The organism is Brevibacterium sp. (assembly GCF_031179145.1).
Taxonomy (GTDB): domain Bacteria; phylum Actinomycetota; class Actinomycetes; order Actinomycetales; family Brevibacteriaceae; genus Brevibacterium.
Genome location: NZ_JAPSIB010000010.1, coordinates 51,571 through 75,736 on the forward strand (window position 1 = coordinate 51,571; position 24,166 = coordinate 75,736).

Genomic DNA, 24,166 nt, shown 5'->3' on the forward strand with positions numbered 1-24,166 from the left:
TCCGACCGCACCCGGTCATTGCGGATGCCCTCGACCGTCGTCGCTCTCGTCCTCAGCGGCGCCGGAATCGTGGCCTTCCTCGCCTCGGTCGCCGTGGCGGTGACACTCGGACCCGCCGAGGTGTCGCTGGTCAACGTCCGAGACGTCGTGACCAATCACTTCGGTCTCACGACCATCCCGGTGCGCGTCTCCGAGGACGCGATCGTGTGGGAGGAACGTTTGCCAAGGGCCCTGGTCGCCGCCGCGTGCGGAGCGGGCCTGGGCGTGTGCGGAGCGATTCTGCAGTCGCTGCTGCGCAACCCTCTGGCCGACCCCTTCATCCTCGGCGTCTCCTCCGGAGCGTCGACCGGCGCCGTCCTCATCGGTATGCTCGGACTCGGCGGATCGGCGATCGGGCTCTCCGGCGGAGCGTTCATCGGAGCGCTGATCGCGTTCGGGCTCGTGCTCCTCCTTGCCCGCTACTCGTCGGCGGGCACCGGCAGCATCGTCCTCGCGGGCGTCGCCAGCACCCAGCTGTTCTCGGCCCTGACCTCGCTGGTGATCTTCGGCTTCGCCGACTCCGACGAGACGCGCGGCGTGATGTTCTGGCTGCTCGGATCCCTCGAAGGCATGCGCTGGAACGATGTCGTGCTCACGGTCACGGTCGCCCTCTTCGGCGTCGTCATCGCCCTCTTCCACATGCGCAGCCTCGACGCCTTCGCGTTCGGCGAGGATGTGGCCGCCTCATTGGGCATCAGCGTCACCCGCACCCGGATCGTTCTGCTCACCCTCACCGCTCTCGTCACCGCCGCACTGGTCAGCGTGGCCGGAGCCATCGGCTTCGTCGGCCTGGTCCTGCCGCATGCGGCACGCCTGCTTTTCGGACAGCGCCATTCCCGCATCATCCCTGCCGCAGCGATCCTCGGCGCCCTCTTCATGGTCTGGGTCGACGCCGGATCCAGGGTCGCCTTCGCGCCGACCCCGCTGCCGGTGGGCGTCGGAACCGCGCTCATCGGGGTGCCCGTGTTCGTGCTCCTGCTCATTCGACGGAGGAACCGCCCATGACGCTGCGTGCCGACCGAGTGTCCTGGAAGCGCGGGGGAGTCCTCGTCATCGACGAGGTGAGCCTGATTCCGGAGGACGGGCAGATGATCGGGCTCCTCGGACCCAACGGATCAGGAAAGTCCTCGCTGCTGCGTCTGCTCCAGGCCGTCTCGCGGCCCGACGCGGGGACGGTCTCCCTCGACGGAGCTGACATCACGACTGTGGGCAGGCGCTCCGTTGCCCGGCGGATCGCCGCTGTGACCCAGCACGCCGAGACCGACACCGACATCACCGTCCACGACGTCGTCCGGCTCGGCCGCACGCCGCATCGCACGCTCTTCGGCTTCGCCTCGGCTGACGACGACCGCGTGATCGCCGAATCCCTGGATCGCGTCGGGCTAAGCGACAAAGCCGATCGACTGTGGACGTCGCTGTCGGGCGGGGAGCGGCAGCGTGCTCATATCGCCCGCGCGCTGGCCCAGCAGCCACGCGAGCTGCTGCTCGACGAGCCGACGAACCACCTCGACATCCGACACCAGCTCGACCTTCTCGATCTCGTCTCCGGCCTCGAGGTGACGAGCATCATCGCCCTCCACGACCTCAACTTGGCCGGAATGTTCTGTGACTCCGTCGTCGTCCTCGACTCCGGGCGCGCTGTCGCCGCGGGTCCTCCGGCCACGGTCCTCACCCGGGAGCTGATCAGAGAGGTCTACGAGGTCGACGCCGAGGTGGTGCCGGACGAATCCACCGGACGCGTCCGGATCACCTTCATCGTCCCCGGTCGCGACCGCATTCCCGAACGGAGCAAGGCCGAAATCGCCTGAACGGCCACATCATCTATAGTCGGAAGTATGCATGACCTCGACTCCCGGCTGCCCCGATGACCGACCTGCCGCTGATGGTGCCTATTCCGGGCGGTGGACTCACTCTGCACGATGCGCGGAGGAAGACTTCGCGCCCGGTCGACCTCGAGCGTTTCAGTCTGGCGCAGACTCCCGTCACCTGGGCGCAGTACACGAGCGTGCTGGGCACCCATGTCCCTGCCGGTGAGAGTCCGGACGCGCCGGTCCACTCCATCACTTGGACCGAGGCAGTGCACTGGTGTGACCGTGCATCGGCCGCCGCCGGGCTGGGCCGGGCGTATTCCTCCGCCGGGGTCGAAGCCGACGTCGAGGCGGAGAGCAACGGTGAGGCGAGTGCCGATGCCGAGGCGGACGTCGGATGGGATGTGAGCGCGGACGGGTTCCGGCTTCCGACGGAGGCCGAATGGGAATGGGCCTGCCGGGGCGGGACGGCCGGACCGCACTACGGACCGCTCCACGACATCGCGTGGACCGGCGATGACGAGATGACGTCCGCTGTGGATGTGGGGCTCAAACAACCCAATGCCTTCGGTTTGTACGACATGCTGGGCAATGTGTGGGAATGGTGCTGGGACTACGTCGACCCCGCCCGTTATGTCGACTACCGGGTGCTGCGTGGAGGTGGTTGGGCCGACAGACCGTGGAGCGTCCGTGCTTCTGTGCGCCGGGGAAGCATGCCCTCAGCGCGGCTCGACGACGTCGGTTTCCGCCCTGCTCGTGGCGCGGTGGGCGACCCCGGAAACCAGTCCGCGCAGGGGTGGTCGCACCGCAGCGACCGCGAGCGGGCCAGGAGCGGGGAACCGGTCGGCTTCGGTTGGACCCCGCTGCGTTGATGGTCGGGCTCACACCTCGCCGAGGCTCGCGATGACCTCCCGCGAGTACCCGGCCCTGGTCAGCGGGACGATGACGTCCCGCTCCAGGTCCGGAAGGCAGCCGAAGAGGACATCTGCGGGACCGGTGACCTCGACCTCACCGCACTCGGCCGGCAGCAGCAGCGTCTGCGCTCGACCCAGCTCCTCGCTCCAATCACCGCTCGTCACTCGCACGGGCGCGCCGACGTTGGTCAGGATCTGAGCGGTGGCGAACGTATGTCGCAGTGGTTCGGCAGTTCCCGCGCGCCATCGTTCGAGGGCGTAATACGGGCTCGCGCAGAGAAAGACCCGCTCGACGCCGTCGCCCACGGCGATGCGCAGCCCCGGGACGAAATCCGGTCGCGAGTCGAGATCGATCTCCTCCATGAGCATGTCGAGGTTCGAATCGAACTCCTCGTCGGGGACGTGAGAACCGTCCTCCATCTGCCACCGCATCGCGTGCTGCTGGATGTCCGAGGTCTGCTCGATCTCGTAGATCAGCGTGTCCGGACCGAAGCTGTGCGGGGTGCCGCCGGGCACGTAGATCGTCTCCCCGGGCCGCGCCGTAAGCCGGCGCAGGACAGCATCGAAGTTCTGCGCCTCCAGGGCCGTGCGCACCTCCTCGGCGCTGACACCGGCCTTGACCCCGCACAGAACGGTGGCCCCCGGAGCCGCGTCGAGGATGTGCCAGGCCTCGGTCTTGCCGTTGGGCTGACCCTCGAGACGCTGAGCGCGCTCGTCGTCGGCGTGGAGATGCACGGGTAGGGCACCGGCCGCATCGATGAACTTGGTGAGCACCGGGAACCAGTCACCGGACCATCCCGGGCCCACCAGTTCCTCGGGATGATCGGCGACGATCCTGCGCAGGGGCGTGCCGGCCAGGTGGCCGTTCATGACTTCACCGATGCTTCCGTCGACGTCACTGACCTCCCAGGTCTCGGCGATGGACCAGTCGGGGATAGCGTCCTTGCCCAGGCGCTTGGCGATCGCGTGACCGCCGAAGACGAGCGGTCGCGGTGATGCGCTCAGGCGCAGGGGGTACAGGACTCGCTCACTCATCGGCATGCCGTTCAGAGGATCGGCTGACCGCCGGTGACGGCGACCCGCGCCCCGGAGACGTAACTGGCCTCATCCGAGGCGAGCATCACGTACACGGGGGCCAGCTCCACCGGTTGGCCGGCACGGCCGAGAGGAGTCTGGGATCCGAAGTCCTGCACCTGATCCTCGGGCATGGTCGACGGGATGAGCGGAGTCCAGATCGGTCCCGGTGCGACGCTGTTGGCTCGGATTCCCTTCGGCCCGAGAAGTTGGGCCAGCGATCCGACCATATTGGCGATTCCCGCCTTCGTCACGTTGTAGGGCAGCAGCTGCGGCGGCGGGGAATCGGAGTTGACCGAGGTGCTGCCGATGATCACCGAACCGGGCCGCATGTGCGGGATCGCCGCCTTCGTCAAGTGGAAGAAGGCGTCGAGGTTGGTGGCCATCGTGTGGTCCCATTCCTCATCGGGAATGTCCTCGACCGAATCACGGGTCATCTGAAAGGCGGCGTTGCTGACGAGCACGTCGATGCGTGAGAACTCATCGACGGCACGGTCGATGATCGCCCGACAATGCGCCGGTTCCGCGACGTTGCCGGGGACGAGGACGCAGCGGCGCCCGGCCTCCTCGACCCACCTCTTCGTCTCCTCGGCGTCCTCATGCTCGTCGAGGTACGAGATGAGCAGATCGGCTCCCTCGCGGGCATAGGCGATCGCGACGGCACGGCCGATGCCGCTGTCGCCGCCGGTGAGCACCACGGCCTTGTCCTGGAGGCGGCTGGATCCGCGGTAGCTCTCCTCACCGTGATCGGGCTTCGGGTCCATCTTCGCGGTGGTACCCGGAGGGGTCTGCTGTTGTGCGGGAATCGTCTGTGGAGCGGAGGGCTGAGTCATGAGTTCTCTCCTTCACGGGTTGAAACGGATCAGCGGTTGGCGTTCGGGTCGTCGGTGCTGTCGCCCCGGGACCTGAGCAGATTGCGGGCCTCGGCGATGGCCTCTTCTCGCTTCTGCTCCTTCTTGTCGCTGGCCTTCGTATCACGCGCAGGCAGCTGAAGCGTCTCCTCGGCGTGGATTCCCGCCTGCAGTTCGCGTGCGCGTTCGATCTCGCTGTCGAGCTCCGCGCCGAAGAGGAGGATCGCGTTGATGATGTAGACCCACAGCAGGAAGATGATGACACCGGCCAGAGCCCCGTAGGTGGCGTTGTAGTTGCCGAAGTTCGCGACGTAGAAGAAGAACCCGGCGGTGGCGAGAGCCGAGACGATGATCGCGACGAATGCGCCGATGCTGATCCACCGGAACTTCGGCTGCTTGACGTTCGGGGTCGCGTAGTAGAGCAGGGCCAGGAGGAACACGACGACGAAAGCGAGGACGAACCACTTGGCGATGCTCCACACGGTCAGCGCCGCGGGGCCGAGGCCGATGAGGCCGCCGATGGTCTCCGCCACCGGGCCCGAGAGGACGAAGATGATCAGCGCGATGGCCCCGAGGACGAGGACCAGCGCGGTGAGCAGGTACATCTGGAGGCTGAGCTTGACGAATCCCCGACCCTCGGGAACGTCGTGGATGTCATTCATCGCCCGCCCGAAGGCCTTGATGTAGCCCGAAGTCGACCACAGGGCGGTGAGCAGACCGATGAGCAGACCGAGGCCGGGGGCCGGTGCCGTGAGCACCGCTTCGACTGCCGGGCGCACCGAACTCCAGGTTGACCCCGGGACGACCTTCTCCGCCTCGTCGAGGACCGTGGTCAGGGTCTGACCGCTCTGGCCGAACAGGCTGAGGATCGAGACGAGGGCCAGCAGCGCTGGGAACATCGAGAACACGGTCCTATAGGTCAGCCCGGCCGCCAGGTCTGTGCAACCGTCCTCGGAGAATCCGCGCATCGTCGATTTGAGCAGGTACTTCCATGACGGTTTCGTCAGGTCGGTGGGGGAGCCCGGCTTGCGCTCGTCGTCAGGATGAGGGGCGTCTGCTGGGTCGTCGTTCTTGCGCTTGCGGACGATGTAAGACATCTCAGCTCCTCTTCGCAGTGGCAGCTCTGGGACAAGGTGCCTCGATCCTAACCGGAGATCACCGCGATGACCGAGCAAAAATCCGGCACGTGCCCCGGCCCCGGTGCATCATCACTGGGTCCGGCCCGCCAGCACCCGAGCCCGGTGCAGGGCGAGGAGACCGACGAAGACCGATACCGCTCCGATCGAGTTGGACGTCATCCGGGAGATCCAGTGCCACGTCTCGAACTCGTGGGCGACCTGGATGAGGTATTCGGCGGAGTGGACGGCCAGGCCCTCCGTGAACATGATGTCGTTGCGCGGCCAGAAGAACAGGATCGAGGCGAGGCCCTCCGCCACCAGAGCGATCAGGCTGAGTGCGATCCACCCGCGCACACCGCGGATGCGGATCGTCAGCACCAGCGACGCGCCACCGAGGATCCAGCACGCCAGTCCGAAGGGCGGAAACACATCGCTGGGTCCGGTGACCGAGAGGAACTCCATCGCCAGCGCCAGGGATTCCGGCGGGTTCGCGAAGACGTTCGGGTAGATCATCAGCGTCTCGAGGACGATGGCCCCGAACAAGGTCATCATGATCCAGAGATAAGCCGTGACAACGGGGAAGCGCAGCCGGTCGATGATCGACCTCGAGGTGGTGGGGGACGTGGTCGGGGTGCTCATAGGGGTTCTCCTGAGTGGGATCGATGGGACGTCCTCGACGCTACTGTCCGGCCCGGGCCGCAGGCATCCGCCTGCAGGCGTCAGCTCGGACCCCACCAGGCGTGACCCGTGATCTCCCGGAGGGGACAGCGCTGTCGCCTCCGACCGTTCAGGCATCTCGCGACAGACACCCTTGCCAATATCGGAAGACTCGCATCAGAATGAGTCATGACCGTCACGCTGAGATCCCTCGAAGTCGCCGTCCCCGACACCGTGCTCAACCAGACCGAGGTCCGCGACGTCTTCGCCGCCCAACCGGAGATCAGCGACCTGGCCAAACGGCTGATCGGCGCCGCCTTCAACTCCTCCGGCATCGAACGCCGTCACAGCGTCGTCGACGAGATGAGCTTCGACGCCACCGCAGAATCGCCGAGATTCTTCGACGCCTCCCGATCACTGATCCTCAACCCCTCGACCGGCACCCGCAACGCCATCTACGTCAGCGAAGCCGGTCCCCTTTTCGTCGCCGCCGCCCGGGCCGCTCTCGACTCCTGTCCCGACCTCGACGCACATGACGTCACCCATGTCATCACCGTCTCCTGCACCGGCTTCTTCTCACCCGGGCCCGACTACCGGATCGTGCGGGAACTGGGCCTCGCCCCGTCCGTGCAGCGCTATCACCTCGGATTCATGGGCTGCTATGCCGCGTTTCCCGCCCTGCGGCAGGCGAAGACGATCTGCGATGCCGACCCGGACGCCGTGGTCCTCGTCGTCAGCGCCGAACTGTGCAGCATCCATGTGCGGGTCTCCGACGACCCCGACACCATCCTCGGCTCCTCCCTGTTCTCCGACGGCGCTGCGGCCGCCCTCATCACCGGCCGGGAGTTCGGCGCCGGCAGGGCATTGCGCCTTGACCACTTCGAAACCGTGCTCACACCGGTCGGGGAGGAGGCGATGGCGTGGAACATCGGCGACAATGGCTTCGAGATGGTCCTCGGCACCTACGTCCCCAAGATCATCGACGATCACATCGTCGGTGCGCTCGACCCTCTGCTCGCCCATGACGAGTCCCTGGCCGCCCTCGAGTACAGGCAGATCGACCATTGGGCCATCCACCCGGGCGGACGAAGCATCCTCGACAAGGTCGAACGCCGGCTCGACCTCGACGAGGACCAGCTCGTACCCTCGCGGACGGTGCTGCGCGACTACGGGAACATGAGCAGCGCGACGGTGCTCTTCGTCCTCAAACAGATCCTCGAGCAGCCGGGATCCGGTGATGGCGAACGCATCTGCTCCATGGCATTCGGTCCCGGACTGACCGTCGAGACCGGTCTGTTCACGACCCTCGGCACCACCGCGTGATCCTGCCCGACCTGCGCCGGCGCGATCTCCTCGCCCGCGAGCAGATGGACGACCCCGACTGCGACCTGCGCAGACTCGAGCGCACCTATGCCCAGTTCCGCATCGTCAATCGCCTTGTGTCCGGCTGGCGGCTGACGTATCGCAATCTGCTCCGCCCGGTCCTGCGCCGAGGCGCTCCCACGACCCTGCTCGACATCGGATCCGGAGGCGGCGACCTGGCCCGCGCCCTGGCGCGGTGGGCCGCCGCAGACGGATACGACCTTCGTGTCACCGCCGCCGACCCCGATGAGCGTGCCCATTCCTGGGCCACCCGAGCTCCTGCTGTTCCCGGGGTGGAGTACGAACGGGCGCTGAGCGCCGATCTCGTCGCTGCCGGCCGCTCATTCGACCTGGTCATCTCCAACCATCTGCTCCACCACCTCGAACCCGAGGACTTCCGGGCAGTGCTCGACGACTCCCGGCAGCTGGCCCGGATCCGCGTCGTCCACAGCGACATCCGCCGCAGTTCTGCCGCCTACCTCCTCTTCTCCGCCGGCACCTGGCCGTTCTTCCCGGGTTCCTTCATCCGCGCCGATGGGCTGACCTCGATCAGGCGCAGCTTCACCACGACCGAACTGCGGGCCGCGGCTCCGGGGTGGCAGATTCAGCGTCAGCGACCCTGGCGGAACCTCGTCATCGACGAGGCAGCGGGGGTCGGGTGACCGGCTCCCGCTGCGATGTGCTCATCATCGGCGCCGGGCCCACCGGGCTGGTGCTGGCCGGGCTGCTGGCGCAGCGCGGCGTCGACGTCGTCGTCCTGGAACGACGGGAATGCTCCAGGCAGCACTCGCGAGCGATCGGCCTGCACCCTCCCGCTCTCGTCGTCCTGACCGAACTCGGCCTCGCCGAGGCGGCGGTGACCGCAGGGGTCCAGGTGCGTTCGGGCACCGGTTGGAGTCGGGGCCGCCTCCTCGGCGAGCTCAGCTTCGCCACGGCATGGCCCGAGCGACCCTATGTGCTCACGCTGCCGCAGCGGCGCACCGAAGCCCTGCTCACCGAACGGTTGGCGCAGCTGGCGCCGGGCGCGTTGCGCTTCGGCTCGGAGGTCATCGCGGTGAGGGCGGCAGACGATCACGTGCAGGTGCGGGCGCGGACCGTGAGCTCCGATGACGTCATCGAGTGGTCGGCACGAGTCGTCGTCGGCGCCGATGGCCCGCACAGCACAGTGCGTCGCAGCGCCGGGCTCGCGGAGTCGCTGACTCGATCGCCCGACTGCTACCTGATGGGAGACTTCGCTGACCCGCACCGGGATCCGGTGGCCGCGGTCCACCTCGAACCCGCGGGTGTCGTCGAGTCGTTCCCTCTGCCGGAAGGGATGCGACGCTGGGTGGTCCACACGTCTCGTGCGCCCAGGCCCGAGGATCCGGCGATCCTCGCCTCCCTCATCAGGAATCGGATCGGGACCGCACCAGACCCCGCGACAGCGACGATGGTCAGTGCCTTCGGAGTCCGGCGGCGACTGGCTGCGGGCCTGGTGGTGGGATCTGCGGCGATCATCGGCGATGCCGCCCATGAGATCAGCCCCATCGGTGGGCAGGGAATGACTCTGGGATGGCTCGACGCCCAGGCGTTGGCTCCGCTGATCCTGCAGTCTCTGGCCTCCCGCATTCCTCTGCAGAAGCTGCCTGCGACCGAGCACTTCGAACGGCGACGGATCTCCGCGGCGCGGGCGGCAGCGAGGCAGGCCGAGTTCAACATGCGCCTCGGCCGGCCGATGTCCATCACCCGGGCCCGTGCCCGCGACGTGCTGCTGCGTGCCGCTCTGTCGACCCCGGCCCGAGGAGCATTGGCCCGGGCGTTCACGATGCGCCGAGCCCTGGCCGGCTGACTCAGGTGCCGCAGAAGGTCCGATACGGCCCGAACCCCTCCGGCGCGGGTGCGGCATAGCGCTGAGCGCCGGGGCGCTCGGTGTACGGGGAGGTGACGAGGTCGAGGAGGCGGGTGAACGGGTCGAGGTCGCCCGTGGTCGCCGCTTCGAGCGCTTCCTCGACGAGGTGGTTGCGGGGGACGTAGACCGGGTTGGTCCGATCCATGAGAGCCGGGTCGGGGCCCGCGGTGCGCCACCGACGCAGCCAGCCGTCGATATCGGTGTCGTCCGCCCCGGCCCCGGCCACGAGGGAACGGACTGGTTCCTCGTCGCCGCGAGCCGCGGCGCTCAGGGCGCGGAAGAACGAGGTGTAGTCGACCGCATGCGCCTGGAGAATCGGGAACAGGTCGGCGATCAGGGTCGATGCTTCGTCGGGGGCAGGCTGAGGAGCGTCGGCGACGGTCGCGGCGTCGGCCGGGGTTCTGCCGGGCAGGCCGAGTTTGGCTCGCATCCCCTGTGTCCACGTGGCGCTGTAGTGCTCTCGGAATCGGCCCAGTGACGCCTCGGCGAGCTTCACCGCTTCCTCCTGGTCCTGGGCGAGGAGCGGGAGGAGTGATTCGGCGAAACGGGCGAGGTTCCATTCGGCCACCAGCGGCTGATTGCGGTAGGCGTAGCGTCCCGTCTCATCGATCGAGGAGAACACCGTCTGAGGGTCGAAGGCGTCCATGAATGCACACGGGCCGAAGTCGATGGTCTCTCCCGAGATCGTCATGTTGTCGGTGTTCATCACCCCGTGGATGAAGCCGACATGCATCCATGCGGCGATGAGCTCCGCCTGCCTCCGGATCACTGAGTCGAGAAGAGCCAGGTAGGTGTTCTCGGCAGAGGCGGCGGCCGGATGATGGCGGTCGATCGCATGATCGGTGAGTCGTCGGAGGAGGTCGCTGTCGCCGGTGGCGGCAGCGTACTGGAAGCTTCCCACTCGCAGATGGCTGCTGGCGATGCGGGCGAGCACCGCGGCGGACTGCAGACCCGACCGGTGGATGTTCCCTCCCGTGGTCGTCACCGCCAGGGAGCGGGTGGTGGGGATGTTCAGCGCGTGCATCGCCTCGCTGATGAGATGTTCGCGCAGCATCGGGGCCAGAGCCGCGAAGCCGTCGCCCCCGCGGGCGAACGGCGTCGGTCCCGAGCCCTTGAGGTGGAGGTCGACGAGCCCGCCGCCCGGTCGCGTCAGCTCGCCGATGAGAAGGGCCCGACCGTCGCCGAGGCGGGGCGAATACCATCCGAACTGGTGACCGGAGTACGCCTGTGCCACCGGGGCGGCACCCTCGGGAACCAGGTTCCCAGTCAGCAGACGCGCCCCCTCGTCCGTGCGGAGCTGCGCGGGATCGAAGCCGAGGTCGCGCGCCAATTGCTCATTGAGCACCAGCACCATCGGGGCGGGGAACTCCTCGGCGCGCCAGGGGATCGCCATCTCGGGCAGCTCCCGGGCGAATCTGCTTCCGACGGCGACGCTCATTTCAGCCCCGCCTCGCTCAGCCAGTCACCGGCGATGTCGGCGGCGGGAAGCTTCTCCTCGGTGCTGCGGGAGTTGAGCTTCATCAGTTCCTCGGTCGTCAGCTTCGCACTCACCTCGTCGACCACCTCGGAGGCGGCGTCATCGACCGCATCGCTGGCCACGGGCACGACGTGGGTCGCCACATCCGTTCCGTCGATGAGGACCCGCCCCAAGGTGGGCTCGACCATTCTGTTGACCATGCGCAGGAGCGTCGTCTTGCCCGACCCGGAGGAGCCGACGAGGACCACGGTCCGGTGGGACGGCACGGTGAGCGAGAACTCGGTGACTGCAGGACTGGAGCCCGGGTAGACCTTCGACACCGCTTCGAATTCGATTCCCACAGGTCGCTCCTCAGTGTGATGCGCAGCGTGATCCGCATCCTTGCCGGACAGCAGGGCTTGTGTTTGAAACATTAGCATCAGGACACGGGGGCGAGCAGGAGCGAATGGTCGAGTAGAGTTTCAGGGGACGCCCGGGCGGTGATGCCCATGACCGAGCAGTGAGAGAAAGCCTGAACCAGTGCCCCACGTAAAGAACGTCTTCGCCTCTCTCTCGTCGCTGAAGGCGGCGACCCGCGCCCGCGCCCAGTTCGACGACCCCGATCGGAAGTTCGACGCCGAGTCGGTCTTCCCACCGGCATCGACCCGGCCCGAACCCGCCGACGCGATCAATCTGCTCCTGCGCGTGCTCACCGACGCCGAGGGGACCGCGGACAGCGAGAGGACCGCGGACGGCGACATCTTCGCCCTCGTCCACCTTCCCGCCGATGGCAGTGGGCTCTTCATCCTCGTATTCAATCCCAGTACCGAAGTCGAATCCGGTGTCAGCCTCGGGACGCTGGTCGACGAATCCGGATGGCCGGTGTACGTGGCCGTCGTCGAAGAGTTCCTCGGCCAGCGGGTCGATCACGTGATGGAGCTCGACTTCGACGCGCTCGCCGCGATCATCGACCGGCTGGGCCCGCTCGCCGTCTACAGTTCGACTGCGTTCACCTCCGGCACCGCAGAATTCGTCAGCGGTACGAACCATCTCACCGGCGAGACAGCCCGGCCGTTCGCCACCACCTCTGCCGTCGACGACGCCGGGCAGACACGCACCCGCAACCAGCGGGCGCTGCTGCGCGCGGTCGTCGGAGCACTCAACTTCGGGTGGCTGGCGAAGAATCCCCAGGAGCTTGTCGCCATCTTCGGCGAGGTCGCTGCGGGCTCCCGGACCGATGCCGGCGTGACGACCAAGGAGCTCGCCGGACTCTCCGGGCGGCTGCGCCAGGTCGCACAGACCGACATCATCACCGTCACGGTCCCGACGACCTCGCGCCGCGAGGAATCCGGGGCCGTGAGGGTCGGTTTCGATGAGGAAGCCGTCCCCGCCCTGCGGGACGCACTGGGCGCAGGTGAGGGCGCCGAGTTCGTCCGCGGCATCGCCTCTCTCGGGTACTGAGAGCACGATGATCGGCTGGGGCGACGTGGCTCAGTCGGCGGAGATCAGCTTCCCGCTCTTCGACAGCTCCGGGTCCGTGCAGGAGGACAGGTCGAAGCAGCAGGGCCGACGCTTGCCGTCCTCGAGCTTCGAGATCGACACCCGCACGCGCTTGGCCCGCGTCTCCGGATTCTTCGTCGCCCCGATCCACCGCACCCATTCCCAGCGGGCCATCGGGGTCAGACCGGCCCACACCTCGGCGAGGTGAGGGGCGCCGCCGAGGGCGGCCGAGAAGTCGGAGGGCAGCTCCGGCTCCGGCCAGTCCTTGGTCGGGGTCAGCGACACCGCGACTTCACCGCCGCCGAGGCGCTCGCCCAGTTCGTCGTCGATGCCGATCCAGTGACCGCGCATGCCGTCGGGTTCGACGACGATGCGCTGCTGGTGTTCACCGATCATGGCGTGAGCCGCCACCTGCCCCCGGGAGGGAAGTTGCGCGCTGGCGTCGTCGGGCAGTCTGATGATCGTCCGGTCGCCGAGCTGCTCCGGGTTGCCGGTGAACGCGATCGGCTGAGAGGTCTGTTTCGTGGTGGGCATCGGCTGGCTCCTTCGGGGATGAGGCGATGTGCTGACAGGATAGCCGTGTCACCCGATTCGGCGACCGCTCCACTCGGGCAGGTGGGTGTCGAGGGTCGCGATGCGGGCTCTGACCTCCTCCGGGAAGGGAACGGTTCCGCCCTCGGCTTGGTTGACGTGCAGGGCAAGGATCTCTTCGGTTGCGACGACGGTGGAGCCGACGACCATCTCATATGCGAGGTGCAGCTTCTTCGCCCCGGCGGAGACCAGATGCGCCTTGACCTGGAGGCGGCTGTCGAGTGACACCTCATCGAGGAACCGGATATGGGATTCGACGGTGTACAACGAGCAGCCGGTGGCTTCCCGGTAGGCGGCGTCAAGGCCGAGGCGGTCCATCAGTCGGTCCGTGGCGAATCCGAACACGAGGACGTAGTAGGCCTCCGACATGTGCCCGTTGTAATCGATCCACTCAGGAGCGACGTCGGTGACGTAGCCCGGCAGGGTTGTCGCCGACGGTGGTGTCGCGAGGGAGTCGGCCGCCGAGGTGGTGCCCCCGGTTCCGGTCATCCCGCGGCCCCGTCGAGCTCTGCTGCGGAGACCGTGCCGGAGGCGGAGGCTGTGCCCGCGGAGGCCGCGTCGGCGCCGGCGGAGCTGAGTCCCGAGCCGGTCAGCCTCCGCAATGCGATGATGCCGGCGTCACGTTCGGCGACGAGGTCGACGATCGTTCGTTCGTCGCTGGCCTCGAGGCATCCGGCCACGACGTCGTCGCGCAGCTTCTGCGTCAGCTCCGGAGCGGTGAGCCGCGTCCACGGGGACTTGAGGGAGGGTCCGAAGTGGTCGAGCATATGCGCCATTCCGCCTTCGCCGCCGGCGAGGTGGAAGGTGAGCATCGGCCCGTGGAAAGGCCAGCGCAGGCCGGGACCGTCCGTGATCGAGCGGTCGATCTGGTCGACGGTGGCTTCGCCGTTGTCGATCATGTGCAGCGCTTCGCGCCACAGTGCCTCCTGCAACCGGTTCGCGATGAAGCCGGGGACCTCGCGGTCCATCCGGATGACGGACTTGCCGATCCGGGAGTAGAAGTCGGCCGCCCAGCCGACGGCCTCGGGCGAGGACTTCTCTCCGCCGACGACCTCAACGAGGGGGATGAGGTAGGGCGGGTTGAAGGGGTGACCGACGACGAAGCGTTCGGCGTGAGTGACCTCGGTGGCCATCTCGGTCGTCGAGTATCCCGAAGTCGAGGACCCGATGACGACGTCGGGTTCGCAGACGGCGTCGAGGTCGGCGAAGAGCCGGCGTTTGAGGTGGAGATCCTCGGGCGCCGACTCCTGGACGAAGCCGGCCCCGGCGACCGCCTCGGCGAGGTCGGTGTGGATCGACCAGGCCGACTTGTCGGCGCCGTCGACCTTGTCGAGTTCGGACAGGGCCGGCCAGGCGGCATCGATGAGGCGGGAGAGCTTCTCGCCGGCGACGGGAGAGGGATCCCAGACCCGCACCGAGTAGCCGCGAGCGAGGAAGTAGGCGGTCCAGCCGCCCCCGATGGTGCCGGCTCCGACGCAGGCGACCGTCGTGATGTCCTCCATGGTGGGGTACGTGCTCACAGTTCTGCTCCGATCGCCGTCGGCACCTGCACCTTGAGGTCGAGGATCTCGCGAGCTTCGGCCGGGGTGGCGACCTGGGCGCCGAGGCTCTCGATGATGGATACGGCACGATCGGTCAGCGACTCGTTGGTGGCCTTGACGCCCTTGGCCAGGTACAGATTGTCCTCGAGTCCGACGCGGGCATGCCCTCCGGCGAGCACGGACTGGGCGACCCAGGGCAGCTGGTCGCGTCCGATCGCGAAGGAGGTGAACTCCGCTCCCTTCGGCAGCATGCCGACCATTGCGTGAAGCAGTCGGGCGTCGACCGGGGCGCCGTAGGGAATGCCCATGCACAGCTGATAGAGCGGCGGCGGATCGATGAGCCCCTCCTCGACGAGGACATTGGCGAACCACAGGTTGCCGGTGTCGAAGATCTCGAGCTCCGGACGAACCCCGAGGGTCTGGATCTTCTTCGACCCTTCCCTGAGCATGTCGGGGGTCGACACATAGATGTTCGAGCCCTCACCGAAGTTGAGCGATCCGCAGTCAAGGGTGCAGATCTCAGGCAGGAGCTCTTCGACATGAGGCAGGCGCTCGAGAGCGTTGACGAGATCGGTCCCGGGCATCTGGGAAGTGGGCTCCTGGGGATCGATGACCAGGTCGCCACCCATCCCAGCGGTGAGGTTGATGACCGGGTCGACATCTGATTCGCGGATCAGGCGGACGACCTCCCGATAGTATGCGACCTCCCGTGAGCCCTGCTTCGTCTCGAGGTCGCGGACATGGATGTGGACGACCGAGGCGCCGGCGCGGGCCGCGGCGATCGCATCGGAGGCGATCTCCTCCGGGGTGACCGGGACGTGCTCGCTCTTATCAGCGGTGTCGCCGGCTCCGGTGACGGCGCAGGTGAGAATGACCTTGCGATTCATGATGGCTCCTCATCAGAATTGGTGAAGACGGATCGGTTGAGATAGGCAGACAGGCGTCTGCGGAATGTGGCCACGTCGAGGACGCCGGTGAGGACCTTGACACCGAAGCCGTCAAGCACTGAGGTGAGTTCGTCTGTCATCTCCGCGCTGTCGCGGGCGCGGACGACACCGCTGGCCTGCCCATCCTCCAGCGTGGCCCGGACGGTGCGGGACCAGCGGTCGTAGCTGGCGTGGTAGTCGGGGACGGATTCGTTCTCGAGGGCCAGCCGGCTCCACATCTGGAGCCAGATCGACCATTCGCTGCGCGCCGTCCGGCCGACCGGCGACTGCAGCTCGAGCAGGCGCTCAAGCCTGCGCTTGGGATCGGGGATATCACCCAACCAGGCGATCTGCCGGTCGAAGGCGAGTTTGACCGAGTAGCCCAGAGTGGCGTCGAAGAGCCCCGACTTGCTCGGGAAGTAGTAATGGACGCTGGCGCTGGAGACGCCGGCGGCCTCAGCGACGTCGGCGATGCGGACGGAGTCATAGCCGAGCCGGGCGAACAGATCCCAGGCGGTTTCGACGATGAGTCGGCGCGGCGTGGGGCCATCGGCGTTGACGAGACCGGCTGCGAGCTTCGGGGGAGTGGCCGAGACGCTGGACTCCTGACCGAGCAGCCACTGCACGGTGACGCCGGTGGTGGTGGCGACCGCGACGAGTTCGGCCGCTGTGAAATTGCGGCGACCGGCCAGGGACTTCGACAGCTTCGACTCGTCGATGCCGATGGTCGCCGCAAGCTGCCGCTGGGACAGCCCGCTGGCACTGATCGCCTGCTTCGCGCGAGTGGCGGTGGAATCGTCGTCGACGGTCGGAGCCATGACTGAGAGCCTAGGCGGAAATTGCGCAGATCGCAAGGGTAGCTGACCAACCGTCAGTGCTATCGCAAGGTCGTCGGGGCGACAGCATTCGGGTGCCTCGATTCCGGTGTCTTGCTCCGGGCTGCCTCAGCCGCTGATCACCTGCGGTTCGGACACCGCCTTGAGTCCCTCGACGCCGAACTCACGACCGTAGCCGGACTGCTTCATCCCGCCGAAGGGCACCATCGGGTGCAGCCCACCGTGGGAGTTGATCCACACGGTGCCCGCCTCCAGGCGCGCCGCGACTCGCTTCGCCTCCTCACGATCGTTCGACCACACCGAGGCGCCGAGCCCGACCTCGAGCTCGTTGGCGAGCCTGAGAGCCTCGTCGATGTCGGAGTACCGGACGATCGGCAGGGCGGGGCCGAACTGCTCTTCGACGACCAGTTCGGCATGGGGATCGATGTCCGTGACCACGGTCGTCGGGTAGAAGTAGCCCGGAGCATCGGGCTCGGGGTTCCCTCCGAGAGCCACGGTGGCTCCGCTGGCGCGAGCGGAATCGACGAGCCGTTCGACGATGTCGTACTGCGCCTGGTTCTGCAGGGGTCCGAGGAGGTTGCTCTCGTCGAGGCCGACGCCCATCGGGACGTGCTTCGCGAATTCGGTCAGGGCCTCGACCACCTGGTCGTGGACCGAGTCATGGACGTAGAGGCGCTTGAGCGCGGCACACGTCTGGCCGGTGTTGATGAAGGCACCCCAGAACAGACCTTCGGCGATCGCGACGGGATCGACGTCGGGAAGGACGATGCCCGCATCGTTGCCGCCCAGCTCCAGGGTCAGCCGGGTGACGTTGTCAGCGCTGGCGGCGATGATCTGCTTGCCCACGGGGGTCGAGCCGGTGAACATCACCTTCGAGACCTTGTCGCTCTGTGTCAGAGCGGCACCGACGACGGAGCCCTTGCCGGGAATGACGGTGAGGACATCTTCGGGCAGCACTTGGTTGAGCACCGCGACGAGGGCCATGACGGACAGGGTCGTTGTCTCGGCGGGCTTGATGACCACGGTGTTGCCCATCCGCAGGGACGGGGCGATCTGCCAGATCGAGATCATCATCGGCCAGTTCCACGGCGAGATCGCTCCGACGACGCCGAGGGGACGATAGTGCATCTCCGCTCGGCCCGATTCGTCGTCGAGGATGACGCCGCCGGGCAGCTCGGTGTCCGCAGCCGCCCGCGTCCACACGGAGCACGCACCCACTTCGAACCGGGCATTGGGTCCGTTGAGTGGCTTGCCCTGCTCGCGGGAGAGCAGCTGGGCCAAGGGTTCGGCTGCGGCCTCGATGGCGTCCGCCGCGCGGTGCAGATAGATGGTGCGTTCCTCGTCCTCGAGCCCCGCCCATCGCGGCTGCGCGGAGGTCGCCGCGTCGAGGGCGGCCTCGAGGTCCTCGAGACCCTTCACCGGGGCGCGGCCGATGATCTTACCGGTCGCCGGATCGCGGACTTCGCGTGCATCCGGATCGTCCGAGGTGACGGCGGCGAGCAGACTGTCGTAGGTATTCATCGGGTTCTCCTCTTAAGCGGTCGGGTTCGTGGATGAGGTGTTGTCGGCGGCGGTCCCCGTCTCAGAGGTGCCGCCGCAGCAGGTGGCACCGCTCGGCGCTGTCCCTGCCTCGTGCTGACCACCGGCGCCGGGTTCGGCCGGAAGGTCCATCGTCGGATTGCGGTCGAGGAAACCGTGCGGTTTGAACCAGAAGCCGGAGTAGTCGACCGGCATGATTGGCCAGTCCTCGGTCCGGGGAATGTGAGTGGGGCCGAAGACGTGCCAGAGGACGATGTCCTCGCCGTCGAGGCTGCGGTCCCGGCTCGTCCACTCGGGCAGTCCCGCACCCGGGGCATGCGCATTGGGGTAGTCCCCGGCCGGGTAGAGCTCGGTCGGGGCGTACTGCGTTCCCCACAGATGGTGAGTGGCGAAGTTCGCCCGGCCGTGCACGGTGGCCTCGGTCTGCGCCGCGAGCAGACCGCGGCCCTCCGGGATCAGCCAATAGGCAGTCGGTCGCCCGACGTGGTTCGTCCGGTGGGCCGAACGGACCTCCCACACCCTGTTGGTCGCGCCGCTGGCCTCCCGCCTGGCTTGGAGCTCCGAACTCAGCTGCGTGTCGGTCCAGGTGAACGCGTTGCCGTAGGGATTGTCCGGACCGATCGGCACGCCTGCGGTGTTGATCTCGTGCAGTGTGTTGTCGGGTCCGTCGACGTCGACGTCGATCCGAGCACAGAACAGATGCTGGTGGACAGGGGTGAAGATGCCCGGGGCGATCTCCGTTCGATGCGGTTCGTCGGTCCCGGGGATGCCGGCGCCGGCGAAGACGATCCCGGTGGCCTTCGCCTCGACCTGGATCGAACCGTCGAGGTAGAAGTACCAGAAGAAGCCGTAGTCGTAGTTGCCGATGGTGGAGAAGTAGCTGATGACAAGGCGGCGGCTGCGACGGGTCTCCGCGCCGGTGTCCATGTCGGTGTGCTTGTAGAGGATCCCGTAGTCCTCCTCGTGCATGCACACCGCCTGCGGAATCTTCACCGGGTGGCCGTGATCGTCGGCGACGAAGGCGTCGAAGTAGTGGATGACGCCGAGGCAGTCGCAGCCGAGCGCCAGAGAGTTCGCGTTCTTGCCCAGCAGGTACTCACCGGCGTCGAAGTAGCTGATCCAGTACCGGCTGGTCGAGTTGTCCCCATAAGGCACGACCATCTCGGGCACACTGGCGCGGTGAGCGACGGATCGGTCCGCCTCGCCGTCTGTGAATGTGATCCGGTTGAGGACGAGCCCTTCCTGCTGGTTGAAGCCGACCCTGAACTTCCAGTTCTCCCACTGCACCTGGCTGCCGTCGACGGAGAAGCTGGGACCCTCGGGCTGGGTGATCTCGATCGGCTTGAGGCTGGTGCGGGCCGGGCCGTGGGCACGCAGCGTGTAGTCCCCGGACTCCTGCGGGACCGGCACGTCACCCTCGTCATCGATGCGGATGACCTCGCGGGTGGTCAGGTCGACGTGGACGACGAGACCTTCGATGGGGTGGGCCCACGGGTTGTCATCGGGATGGAAGCGGAGGTAGGTGTGGGAGCGGACCATCCGGCGGCCCACTTCGTCGTCGCGGTCGAAGAACCCCGGTGCCAGCGGTGAGCAGAAGGCGAGTTCCATGTGCTCTTCGAGCCCGCGGCGCTTCATCGCCGTCTGCCACTCTGACGAGGTCTTGACGATCGCCTCGGCGTCGGCGTACTCCTCGAACAGGTACTGGGGCTGACCATACGGGCTTTCGGCATTGGCGAGCACCTCGTAGGACTCGACCTCTGCACGGTCGAGGGACACGACCGCCTCGGCGGCCTGTGCGGTGGTCCGATCGAGCAGGGTGACCTTGATCCTCCGATCGAGCGGATCTCCCGGCTGCCAGGAGGCGAGCGCCTCCTTCGGCGGGTCGACGGCGAGCATCCGGGGCACCCGGGTGTCGTCGCGGAAGCGTCCGGCATCGACGAGGACCTGCCGGGCGGCGGCGATCTCGTCGGCGGTCAGCGGGTCGAGGGGGTGGGTGGCCCGGTCCGGAGTGGTCACTCGCTTGCCGTGGGTATGGCTGCGATCGGGGCTGTGCGTCATTGAACACGTCCTTGAGAGCGTGGCTGTATCCGTCGGTGTCTCCAGCATAGGGTCACCGGCTCCAAGCGGGCTTTGTGTTTGCGTGCACTCCTGATGACGGTGGGTGCACACCGAGAGCGAACTGCGGAACGACATCGTTCCCGGTCAGGGGTCAGTCGTGCTGTGACTGCCGGAGTGAGACGGTGAAGGCCGGCAGCAGCGCTCCGGTCACGGGTCCGATGCTCAGGGCGTAGAGGAGGGTGCCGATCCCGACGACGCCGCCGAGCAGCCAACCGACCGCCACGACTGCGACCTCGATGAGCGTGCGGACGAGGCGGATCGAGCGCCCGGTGACGCGGGACAGGCCGGTCATCAGCCCGTCGCGGGGACCGGGGCCGAACTGCGAGCCGATGTACATCGCCGAGGCGACTCCGTTGAGGACGATGCCGCCGAGAAGGAGCACGATGCTCCAACCCAGCTCCCGCGGCTGCGGCAGGAACAGGAGTGTGAGGTCGAAGGAGGGTCCGACGAGGAGGGCGTTGAGGACCGTGCCCAGTCCCGGCTGCTGCTTGAGCGGGATCCACAGGAGCAGCACGAGGAGCGCGAGGATCGTGATGATGGTGCCGAACGTCAGCGGAACGTGACGCATGATCCCCGCGTGGAGGACGTCCCAGGGGATCATGCCCAGACCCGAATTCACGATCATCGCCATCGATGCCCCGAACAGGTAGAGACCGGCGAGGAGCTGGGGGAGGCGGCGGGCCAGGCGGCCCCCGCGCAGCTGCGCGACGGCGCTGACGTTCGCGAGCTCGCGTCTGGGCGGGTGAGCGGGTGGAGTCGGGGTGGAGGGCATCGGTGGGGGACTTCCTGCAGAGTCATGCTTGAGGGGACGGCTCGACACGCCGTTTGAGTACCATGATCTCATGAGCAGCCCCGACGAACTCAGCCACGCCGCCCAGTTCCTCACGGCCCGGACCGTGGAGGACTTCCGCTCCACCATCGCCGAGGTGAAGCGCCGGATCGCTGTCGCCGCGGAGAGGGCCGGCCGGGATCCGGCGGAGATCGAGCTGCTGCCGGTGAGCAAGACCGTTCCCCAGGAGCGGATCCGGCTGGCCGTCGAGGCAGGGCTGACACGGTTCGGGGAGAACAAGGTCCAGGAGGCCCACCGCAAGTCCGAGGAGATGGCCGACCTCGACCTCGACTGGGCCGTGATCGGTCATCTGCAGTCGAACAAGGCGAAGGACGTGGCGAAGTTCGCCGCCGAGTTCCAAGCCCTCGACCGGATCAAGGTCGCCGCCGCACTCGACCGCAGGCTTCAGGCCGAGGGTCGCAGCCTCGACGTCTACGTCCAGGTCAACACGTCAGCCGAGGAGTCGAAGTTCGGCATGCCGCCCGAGGATCTGCCGGGCTTCCTGTCCCAGCTGCCCCAGTTCGAGACGCTCAATGTGCAGGGGCTGATGACGCTGGCCGTGTTCTCCACCGACGCCGAACGGGTGCGAACCTGCTTCCAGCTGCTGCGAAGCCTGCGTGACCGGACGCGAGAAGCAGACCCGGACCTCATCGGGCCCGGGAAGCTGTCTATGGGGATGTCCGGGGACTACGCAGTCGCGATCGAGGAGGGTTCGACGTGCGTTCGCGTGGGGCAGGCGATCTTCGGCGAGCGGGCCCTGCCGGACAGCCACTACTGGCCGGAATCGTAGACTGGCTCGCGTGCATCCCCCTCGCCGGCTACTCCGCAACGCCGCTTTCGTCCTCCTCGGCGGAATCATCGGCACCTTCCTGCGGGCAGGACTCGACGTCGCGCTCACCGGGGGAGAACTGTCGACGACCACACTGCTGGCCTGCAACGTCGTCGGTTCCCTGGCTCTCGGCTTCCTCCTGCGCGCGCTTGAGCTCTCACCGCTAGCGGCGACCGAGGGCCTGCAGCGACTGCGCCTGTTCGCCGGCACCGGAATCATCGGCGGATTCACCTCGTACAGCTCGTTCGCCTTCGTCTCCGGTTCCTTCGCCACCGCGGCCGTGCCCATCGCCGGGACCTTCTATGCCCTGCTCACCGTGGTCTCCGGGGTGGCGGCCGCGCTCATCGGCACGATGATCGTGCCCGGAAGCCGTCGGGACGACATTCGTCAAGGTGACATTCGCCGAGGCGGGAGCGGGCGAGCATGAGCATCCTCGTTCTCCTCGCCCTGAGTCTGGCCGGAGGCGTGGGCGCTGCCACCCGTTACCTCGTCGACGAACTCATCAGGTCACGACTGTCCACGGCCTTTCCGTGGGCGACATTTCTCATCAACCTCACCGGCAGCTTCGCCCTCGGCATCCTGCTCTCGGCCGGCTTCGACCCGCTCTGGGGGAAGGTCGTCGGCACGGGCTTCCTCGGTGGCTACACGACCCTGAGCACCGCGTCGTACGATGTGGTCAGGCTCCTCATGAGCCGCCGACCGGCACTGGCGGCGGTCTATGCTCTCGGCGGTGCCACGGTCATCGTCCTCGCCGCGGTGGGCGGGATCCTCATCGGCCAGACCCTGTGACTGTCATGTCCGAAAACCGCTGGCACCGGTCCGCCGAGACGAGCAGAATGGACACATGCTCACAGCTGACCAGTGCTACCAGGCGGTGCAGGGACGCGACCGTCGCTTCGACGGAATGTTCTTCACGGCCGTGCGCTCCACCGGCATCTTCTGCCGCCCCTCGTGCCCCGCGCGAACTCCGCTGCGGCCCAACGTCGACTTCTACCGGACCGCGGCAGCCGCAGCGGACGCCGGCTACCGCGCGTGCAAACGCTGCCGCCCCGATTCCAGCCCCGGCTCTCCGGAATGGGATGTGCGCGCCGACGTCACCGGGCGTGCCATGCGACTCATCCGTGACGGATTCGTCGACAGGGAAGGAGTCTCCGGGCTCGCCTCGGCGCTGGGCTACAGCAGCCGCCAGCTGGGACGGGTGCTCCAGGCCGAACTCGGCGCCGGACCGCTCGCCATCGCCCGGAACGAACGAGTGCGCACGGCCAGGACGCTCATCGAATCCTCGGCCCTGACGATGAGCGAGATCGCCTTCGCCGCCGGGTTCAGAAGCATCAGGCAGTTCAACGACACCATGCGTGAGATCTACGGAACCACACCGAGCGCACTCCGCCGGGGTGCAGCGCCCACAGGACCGCCCGGGGAGCTCGTGGTCCGCCTGGCCTACCGGCCCCCGATCGACCTCGAGGCGGTCTTCGGCTACCTCGCCGCTCGCGCCGTCACCGGCATCGAGGATGCAGGACCGCACCACTACACCCGGTCGCTGCGGTTGGCCCACGGGCCCGCGGTGATCTCCCTGCGGCCCGGGAACAGGGACTGCGTCGAATGCGGGCTCCGGCTCAGCGACAGCCGAGACCTGGGAAGCGCGGTGGCGAAGGCACGGAGGATCCTCGATCTCGACGCCGATCCCGCAGCCATCTCCTCGGCGCTGTCCCGGGCGGGTCTGGGAGGTCTCGCGAACTCCGCGCCGGGAGTTCGGTCACCGGGCCACAGTGACCCAGTCGAACTCGTCATCCGGACCGTGCTCGGACAGCAGATCTCGATCGCGGCCGCCCGCACCCACCTCGATCGACTCGTCGCCGGCCACGGCGCAGAGCTGCCCGAGGCGCTCACGCTCGGCACGGTGGATCGGCTCTTCCCCACCGCCGAGGTGGTCGCCGCGGTTCCCGAGGGGGAGTGGGCTCTGCCGAAGCGAAGGATCGCAACGGTTCGGGGCGTCGCCGATGCGTTGGCCGCGGGTACGATCGACATCGGACCCGGCTGTGATCGGGAAGAGGCTGCGCGGTCGCTGCTGGCACTGCCCGGCATCGGGCCGTGGAGTGTCGGCTACATCCGCATGCGCGCCCTCGGCGACCCCGACGTGTTCCTCAGCTCCGACCTGGGGATCAAGAAGGCACTTGCCCGCCTGGACAGCGAAACGACCATCGAAACGACAGATGCCTGCAGTCCGTGGCGTTCCTACGTCACGCACCTGCTGTGGGCACAGCAGACTCGAACCGATTCGAGCTCATGA

At 67.5% G+C, this 24,166-nt stretch carries 25 protein-coding genes; 11 read left to right on the forward strand and 14 right to left on the reverse strand.

Features of this window, described 5'->3' with window-relative positions:
* The first annotated feature begins 24 nt into the window (after window positions 1-24).
* Genes RIT73_RS09070 through RIT73_RS09080 form a run of 3 tightly spaced genes read left to right on the forward strand, consistent with a single transcriptional unit; the run spans window position 25 to window position 2,719 of the window.
* The gene (locus tag RIT73_RS09070) at window positions 25-1,044 is read left to right on the forward strand and encodes an iron chelate uptake ABC transporter family permease subunit (RefSeq protein WP_309131827.1); all 1,020 of its coding nucleotides are present in this window, start codon (window positions 25-27) and stop codon (window positions 1,042-1,044) included.
* On the forward strand, window positions 1,041-1,847 hold the full coding sequence (locus tag RIT73_RS09075; RefSeq protein WP_309131749.1) for an ATP-binding cassette domain-containing protein: 807 nt from the start codon (window positions 1,041-1,043) through the stop codon (window positions 1,845-1,847). Before RIT73_RS09070 ends, RIT73_RS09075 begins: the two co-directional genes overlap by 4 nt.
* 56 nt (window positions 1,848-1,903) lie before the next feature.
* Window positions 1,904-2,719: an SUMF1/EgtB/PvdO family nonheme iron enzyme gene (locus RIT73_RS09080; protein ID WP_309131750.1), complete on the forward strand. Its 816-nt coding sequence runs from the start codon at window positions 1,904-1,906 to the stop codon at window positions 2,717-2,719.
* A gap of 9 nt (window positions 2,720-2,728) precedes the next feature.
* On the opposite strand, the gene RIT73_RS09085 is transcribed toward RIT73_RS09080, so the two are convergent.
* From RIT73_RS09085 to RIT73_RS09100, 4 genes are all read right to left on the reverse strand, one after another.
* On the reverse strand, window positions 2,729-3,796 hold the full coding sequence (locus RIT73_RS09085) for a hypothetical protein (protein WP_309131751.1): 1,068 nt from the start codon (window positions 3,794-3,796) through the stop codon (window positions 2,729-2,731).
* A gap of 11 nt (window positions 3,797-3,807) precedes the next feature.
* Window positions 3,808-4,668: an SDR family oxidoreductase gene (locus RIT73_RS09090; protein WP_309131752.1), complete on the reverse strand. Its 861-nt coding sequence runs from the start codon at window positions 4,666-4,668 to the stop codon at window positions 3,808-3,810.
* Between the two features lie 29 nt (window positions 4,669-4,697).
* Complete coding sequence (locus RIT73_RS09095; RefSeq protein ID WP_309131753.1) at window positions 4,698-5,783, reverse strand: YihY/virulence factor BrkB family protein; 1,086 nt, start codon at window positions 5,781-5,783, stop codon at window positions 4,698-4,700.
* Window positions 5,784-5,894: 111 nt separating this feature from the next.
* Window positions 5,895-6,443: a hypothetical protein gene (locus RIT73_RS09100; RefSeq protein ID WP_309131754.1), complete on the reverse strand. Its 549-nt coding sequence runs from the start codon at window positions 6,441-6,443 to the stop codon at window positions 5,895-5,897.
* A gap of 207 nt (window positions 6,444-6,650) precedes the next feature.
* Between RIT73_RS09100 and RIT73_RS09105 the strand changes: the two genes are divergently transcribed.
* From RIT73_RS09105 to RIT73_RS09115, 3 genes are read left to right on the forward strand one after another with little or no spacing between them, the layout of a single operon-like run.
* On the forward strand, window positions 6,651-7,784 hold the full coding sequence (locus tag RIT73_RS09105) for a type III polyketide synthase (RefSeq protein WP_309131755.1): 1,134 nt from the start codon (window positions 6,651-6,653) through the stop codon (window positions 7,782-7,784).
* Window positions 7,781-8,485, forward strand: coding sequence for a class I SAM-dependent methyltransferase (locus RIT73_RS09110; RefSeq protein WP_309131756.1), 705 nt, complete (start codon window positions 7,781-7,783; stop codon window positions 8,483-8,485). The genes RIT73_RS09105 and RIT73_RS09110 overlap by 4 nt, the downstream gene beginning before the upstream one ends.
* Window positions 8,482-9,651, forward strand: a complete 1,170-nt coding sequence (locus tag RIT73_RS09115; RefSeq protein ID WP_309131757.1) for an NAD(P)/FAD-dependent oxidoreductase — start codon at window positions 8,482-8,484, stop codon at window positions 9,649-9,651. Before RIT73_RS09110 ends, RIT73_RS09115 begins: the two co-directional genes overlap by 4 nt.
* Window position 9,652: 1 nt before the next feature.
* Here RIT73_RS09115 and RIT73_RS09120 read toward each other — a convergent pair whose 3' ends face one another.
* Both RIT73_RS09120 and RIT73_RS09125 read right to left on the reverse strand, forming a co-directional pair.
* Window positions 9,653-11,149, reverse strand: coding sequence for a protein adenylyltransferase SelO family protein (locus RIT73_RS09120; RefSeq protein WP_309131758.1), 1,497 nt, complete (start codon window positions 11,147-11,149; stop codon window positions 9,653-9,655).
* A complete protein-coding gene (locus tag RIT73_RS09125; RefSeq protein ID WP_309131828.1) occupies window positions 11,146-11,523 on the reverse strand; it encodes an ATP-binding cassette domain-containing protein in 378 nt (125 codons plus the stop codon). The genes RIT73_RS09120 and RIT73_RS09125 overlap by 4 nt, the downstream gene beginning before the upstream one ends.
* 184 nt (window positions 11,524-11,707) lie before the next feature.
* Between RIT73_RS09125 and RIT73_RS09130 the strand changes: the two genes are divergently transcribed.
* On the forward strand, window positions 11,708-12,628 hold the full coding sequence (locus RIT73_RS09130) for an LCP family protein (protein WP_309131759.1): 921 nt from the start codon (window positions 11,708-11,710) through the stop codon (window positions 12,626-12,628).
* Between the two features lie 30 nt (window positions 12,629-12,658).
* Here the strand turns inward: RIT73_RS09130 and RIT73_RS09135 are convergent, their stop codons facing one another.
* The 8 genes from RIT73_RS09135 to RIT73_RS09170 form a co-directional block, all read right to left on the reverse strand.
* On the reverse strand, window positions 12,659-13,201 hold the full coding sequence (locus RIT73_RS09135; protein ID WP_309131760.1) for a YdeI/OmpD-associated family protein: 543 nt from the start codon (window positions 13,199-13,201) through the stop codon (window positions 12,659-12,661).
* A 48-nt stretch (window positions 13,202-13,249) separates the two neighbouring features.
* Window positions 13,250-13,747: a thioesterase family protein gene (locus RIT73_RS09140; RefSeq protein WP_309131761.1), complete on the reverse strand. Its 498-nt coding sequence runs from the start codon at window positions 13,745-13,747 to the stop codon at window positions 13,250-13,252.
* Entirely contained in the window at window positions 13,744-14,778 is a 1,035-nt protein-coding gene (locus RIT73_RS09145; RefSeq protein WP_309131762.1) for a 3-hydroxyacyl-CoA dehydrogenase NAD-binding domain-containing protein, read from the reverse strand. Before RIT73_RS09145 ends, RIT73_RS09140 begins: the two co-directional genes overlap by 4 nt.
* Window positions 14,775-15,686 carry a 3-keto-5-aminohexanoate cleavage protein gene (locus RIT73_RS09150; RefSeq protein WP_309131763.1) on the reverse strand — a complete coding sequence of 304 codons (912 nt, stop codon included), beginning with the start codon at window positions 15,684-15,686 and terminating at the stop codon, window positions 14,775-14,777. Before RIT73_RS09150 ends, RIT73_RS09145 begins: the two co-directional genes overlap by 4 nt.
* A complete protein-coding gene (locus tag RIT73_RS09155) occupies window positions 15,683-16,543 on the reverse strand; it encodes a TetR family transcriptional regulator C-terminal domain-containing protein (RefSeq protein ID WP_309131764.1) in 861 nt (286 codons plus the stop codon). The genes RIT73_RS09150 and RIT73_RS09155 overlap by 4 nt, the downstream gene beginning before the upstream one ends.
* A gap of 126 nt (window positions 16,544-16,669) precedes the next feature.
* Entirely contained in the window at window positions 16,670-18,082 is a 1,413-nt protein-coding gene (locus RIT73_RS09160) for an aldehyde dehydrogenase family protein (protein WP_309131765.1), read from the reverse strand.
* A gap of 12 nt (window positions 18,083-18,094) precedes the next feature.
* Window positions 18,095-20,158 (reverse strand): primary-amine oxidase, encoded by a 2,064-nt coding sequence (locus RIT73_RS09165; protein ID WP_309131766.1) that lies wholly within the window; start codon window positions 20,156-20,158, stop codon window positions 18,095-18,097.
* A gap of 151 nt (window positions 20,159-20,309) precedes the next feature.
* A complete protein-coding gene (locus tag RIT73_RS09170; protein ID WP_309131767.1) occupies window positions 20,310-20,990 on the reverse strand; it encodes a hypothetical protein in 681 nt (226 codons plus the stop codon).
* Window positions 20,991-21,060: 70 nt separating this feature from the next.
* Here RIT73_RS09170 and RIT73_RS09175 point away from each other — a divergent pair, with 70 nt between their 5' ends.
* The 4 genes from RIT73_RS09175 to RIT73_RS09190 are packed head-to-tail and all read left to right on the forward strand — an operon-like array spanning window position 21,061 to window position 24,166.
* Window positions 21,061-21,837, forward strand: a complete 777-nt coding sequence (locus RIT73_RS09175; protein ID WP_309131768.1) for a YggS family pyridoxal phosphate-dependent enzyme — start codon at window positions 21,061-21,063, stop codon at window positions 21,835-21,837.
* Between the two features lie 10 nt (window positions 21,838-21,847).
* A complete protein-coding gene (locus tag RIT73_RS09180) occupies window positions 21,848-22,303 on the forward strand; it encodes a CrcB family protein (RefSeq protein WP_309131769.1) in 456 nt (151 codons plus the stop codon).
* Entirely contained in the window at window positions 22,300-22,665 is a 366-nt protein-coding gene (locus RIT73_RS09185; RefSeq protein ID WP_309131770.1) for a CrcB family protein, read from the forward strand. The genes RIT73_RS09180 and RIT73_RS09185 overlap by 4 nt, the downstream gene beginning before the upstream one ends.
* A gap of 55 nt (window positions 22,666-22,720) precedes the next feature.
* A complete protein-coding gene (locus tag RIT73_RS09190) occupies window positions 22,721-24,166 on the forward strand; it encodes an Ada metal-binding domain-containing protein (RefSeq protein WP_309131771.1) in 1,446 nt (481 codons plus the stop codon).

Bases quoted from the DNA above. Each gene is read 5' to 3' on its own strand.
- RIT73_RS09070 (WP_309131827.1), top strand. From the start codon at position 25: ATGCCCTCGACCGTCGTCGCTCTCGTCCTCAGCGGCGCCGGAATCGTG.
- RIT73_RS09075 (WP_309131749.1), top strand. From the start codon at position 1,041: ATGACGCTGCGTGCCGACCGAGTGTCCTGGAAGCGCGGGGGAGTCCTC.
- RIT73_RS09080 (WP_309131750.1), top strand. From the start codon at position 1,904: ATGACCGACCTGCCGCTGATGGTGCCTATTCCGGGCGGTGGACTCACT.
- RIT73_RS09085 (WP_309131751.1), bottom strand. From the start codon at position 3,796: ATGAGTGAGCGAGTCCTGTACCCCCTGCGCCTGAGCGCATCACCGCGA.
- RIT73_RS09090 (WP_309131752.1), bottom strand. From the start codon at position 4,668: ATGACTCAGCCCTCCGCTCCACAGACGATTCCCGCACAACAGCAGACC.
- RIT73_RS09095 (WP_309131753.1), bottom strand. From the start codon at position 5,783: ATGTCTTACATCGTCCGCAAGCGCAAGAACGACGACCCAGCAGACGCC.
- RIT73_RS09100 (WP_309131754.1), bottom strand. From the start codon at position 6,443: ATGAGCACCCCGACCACGTCCCCCACCACCTCGAGGTCGATCATCGAC.
- RIT73_RS09105 (WP_309131755.1), top strand. From the start codon at position 6,651: ATGACCGTCACGCTGAGATCCCTCGAAGTCGCCGTCCCCGACACCGTG.
- RIT73_RS09120 (WP_309131758.1), bottom strand. From the start codon at position 11,149: ATGAGCGTCGCCGTCGGAAGCAGATTCGCCCGGGAGCTGCCCGAGATG.
- RIT73_RS09135 (WP_309131760.1), bottom strand. From the start codon at position 13,201: ATGCCCACCACGAAACAGACCTCTCAGCCGATCGCGTTCACCGGCAAC.
- RIT73_RS09140 (WP_309131761.1), bottom strand. From the start codon at position 13,747: ATGACCGGAACCGGGGGCACCACCTCGGCGGCCGACTCCCTCGCGACA.
- RIT73_RS09150 (WP_309131763.1), bottom strand. From the start codon at position 15,686: ATGAATCGCAAGGTCATTCTCACCTGCGCCGTCACCGGAGCCGGCGAC.
- RIT73_RS09155 (WP_309131764.1), bottom strand. From the start codon at position 16,543: ATGGCTCCGACCGTCGACGACGATTCCACCGCCACTCGCGCGAAGCAG.
- RIT73_RS09160 (WP_309131765.1), bottom strand. From the start codon at position 18,082: ATGAATACCTACGACAGTCTGCTCGCCGCCGTCACCTCGGACGATCCG.
- RIT73_RS09165 (WP_309131766.1), bottom strand. From the start codon at position 20,158: ATGACGCACAGCCCCGATCGCAGCCATACCCACGGCAAGCGAGTGACC.
- RIT73_RS09170 (WP_309131767.1), bottom strand. From the start codon at position 20,990: ATGCCCTCCACCCCGACTCCACCCGCTCACCCGCCCAGACGCGAGCTC.
- RIT73_RS09175 (WP_309131768.1), top strand. From the start codon at position 21,061: ATGAGCAGCCCCGACGAACTCAGCCACGCCGCCCAGTTCCTCACGGCC.
- RIT73_RS09185 (WP_309131770.1), top strand. From the start codon at position 22,300: ATGAGCATCCTCGTTCTCCTCGCCCTGAGTCTGGCCGGAGGCGTGGGC.
- RIT73_RS09190 (WP_309131771.1), top strand. From the start codon at position 22,721: ATGCTCACAGCTGACCAGTGCTACCAGGCGGTGCAGGGACGCGACCGT.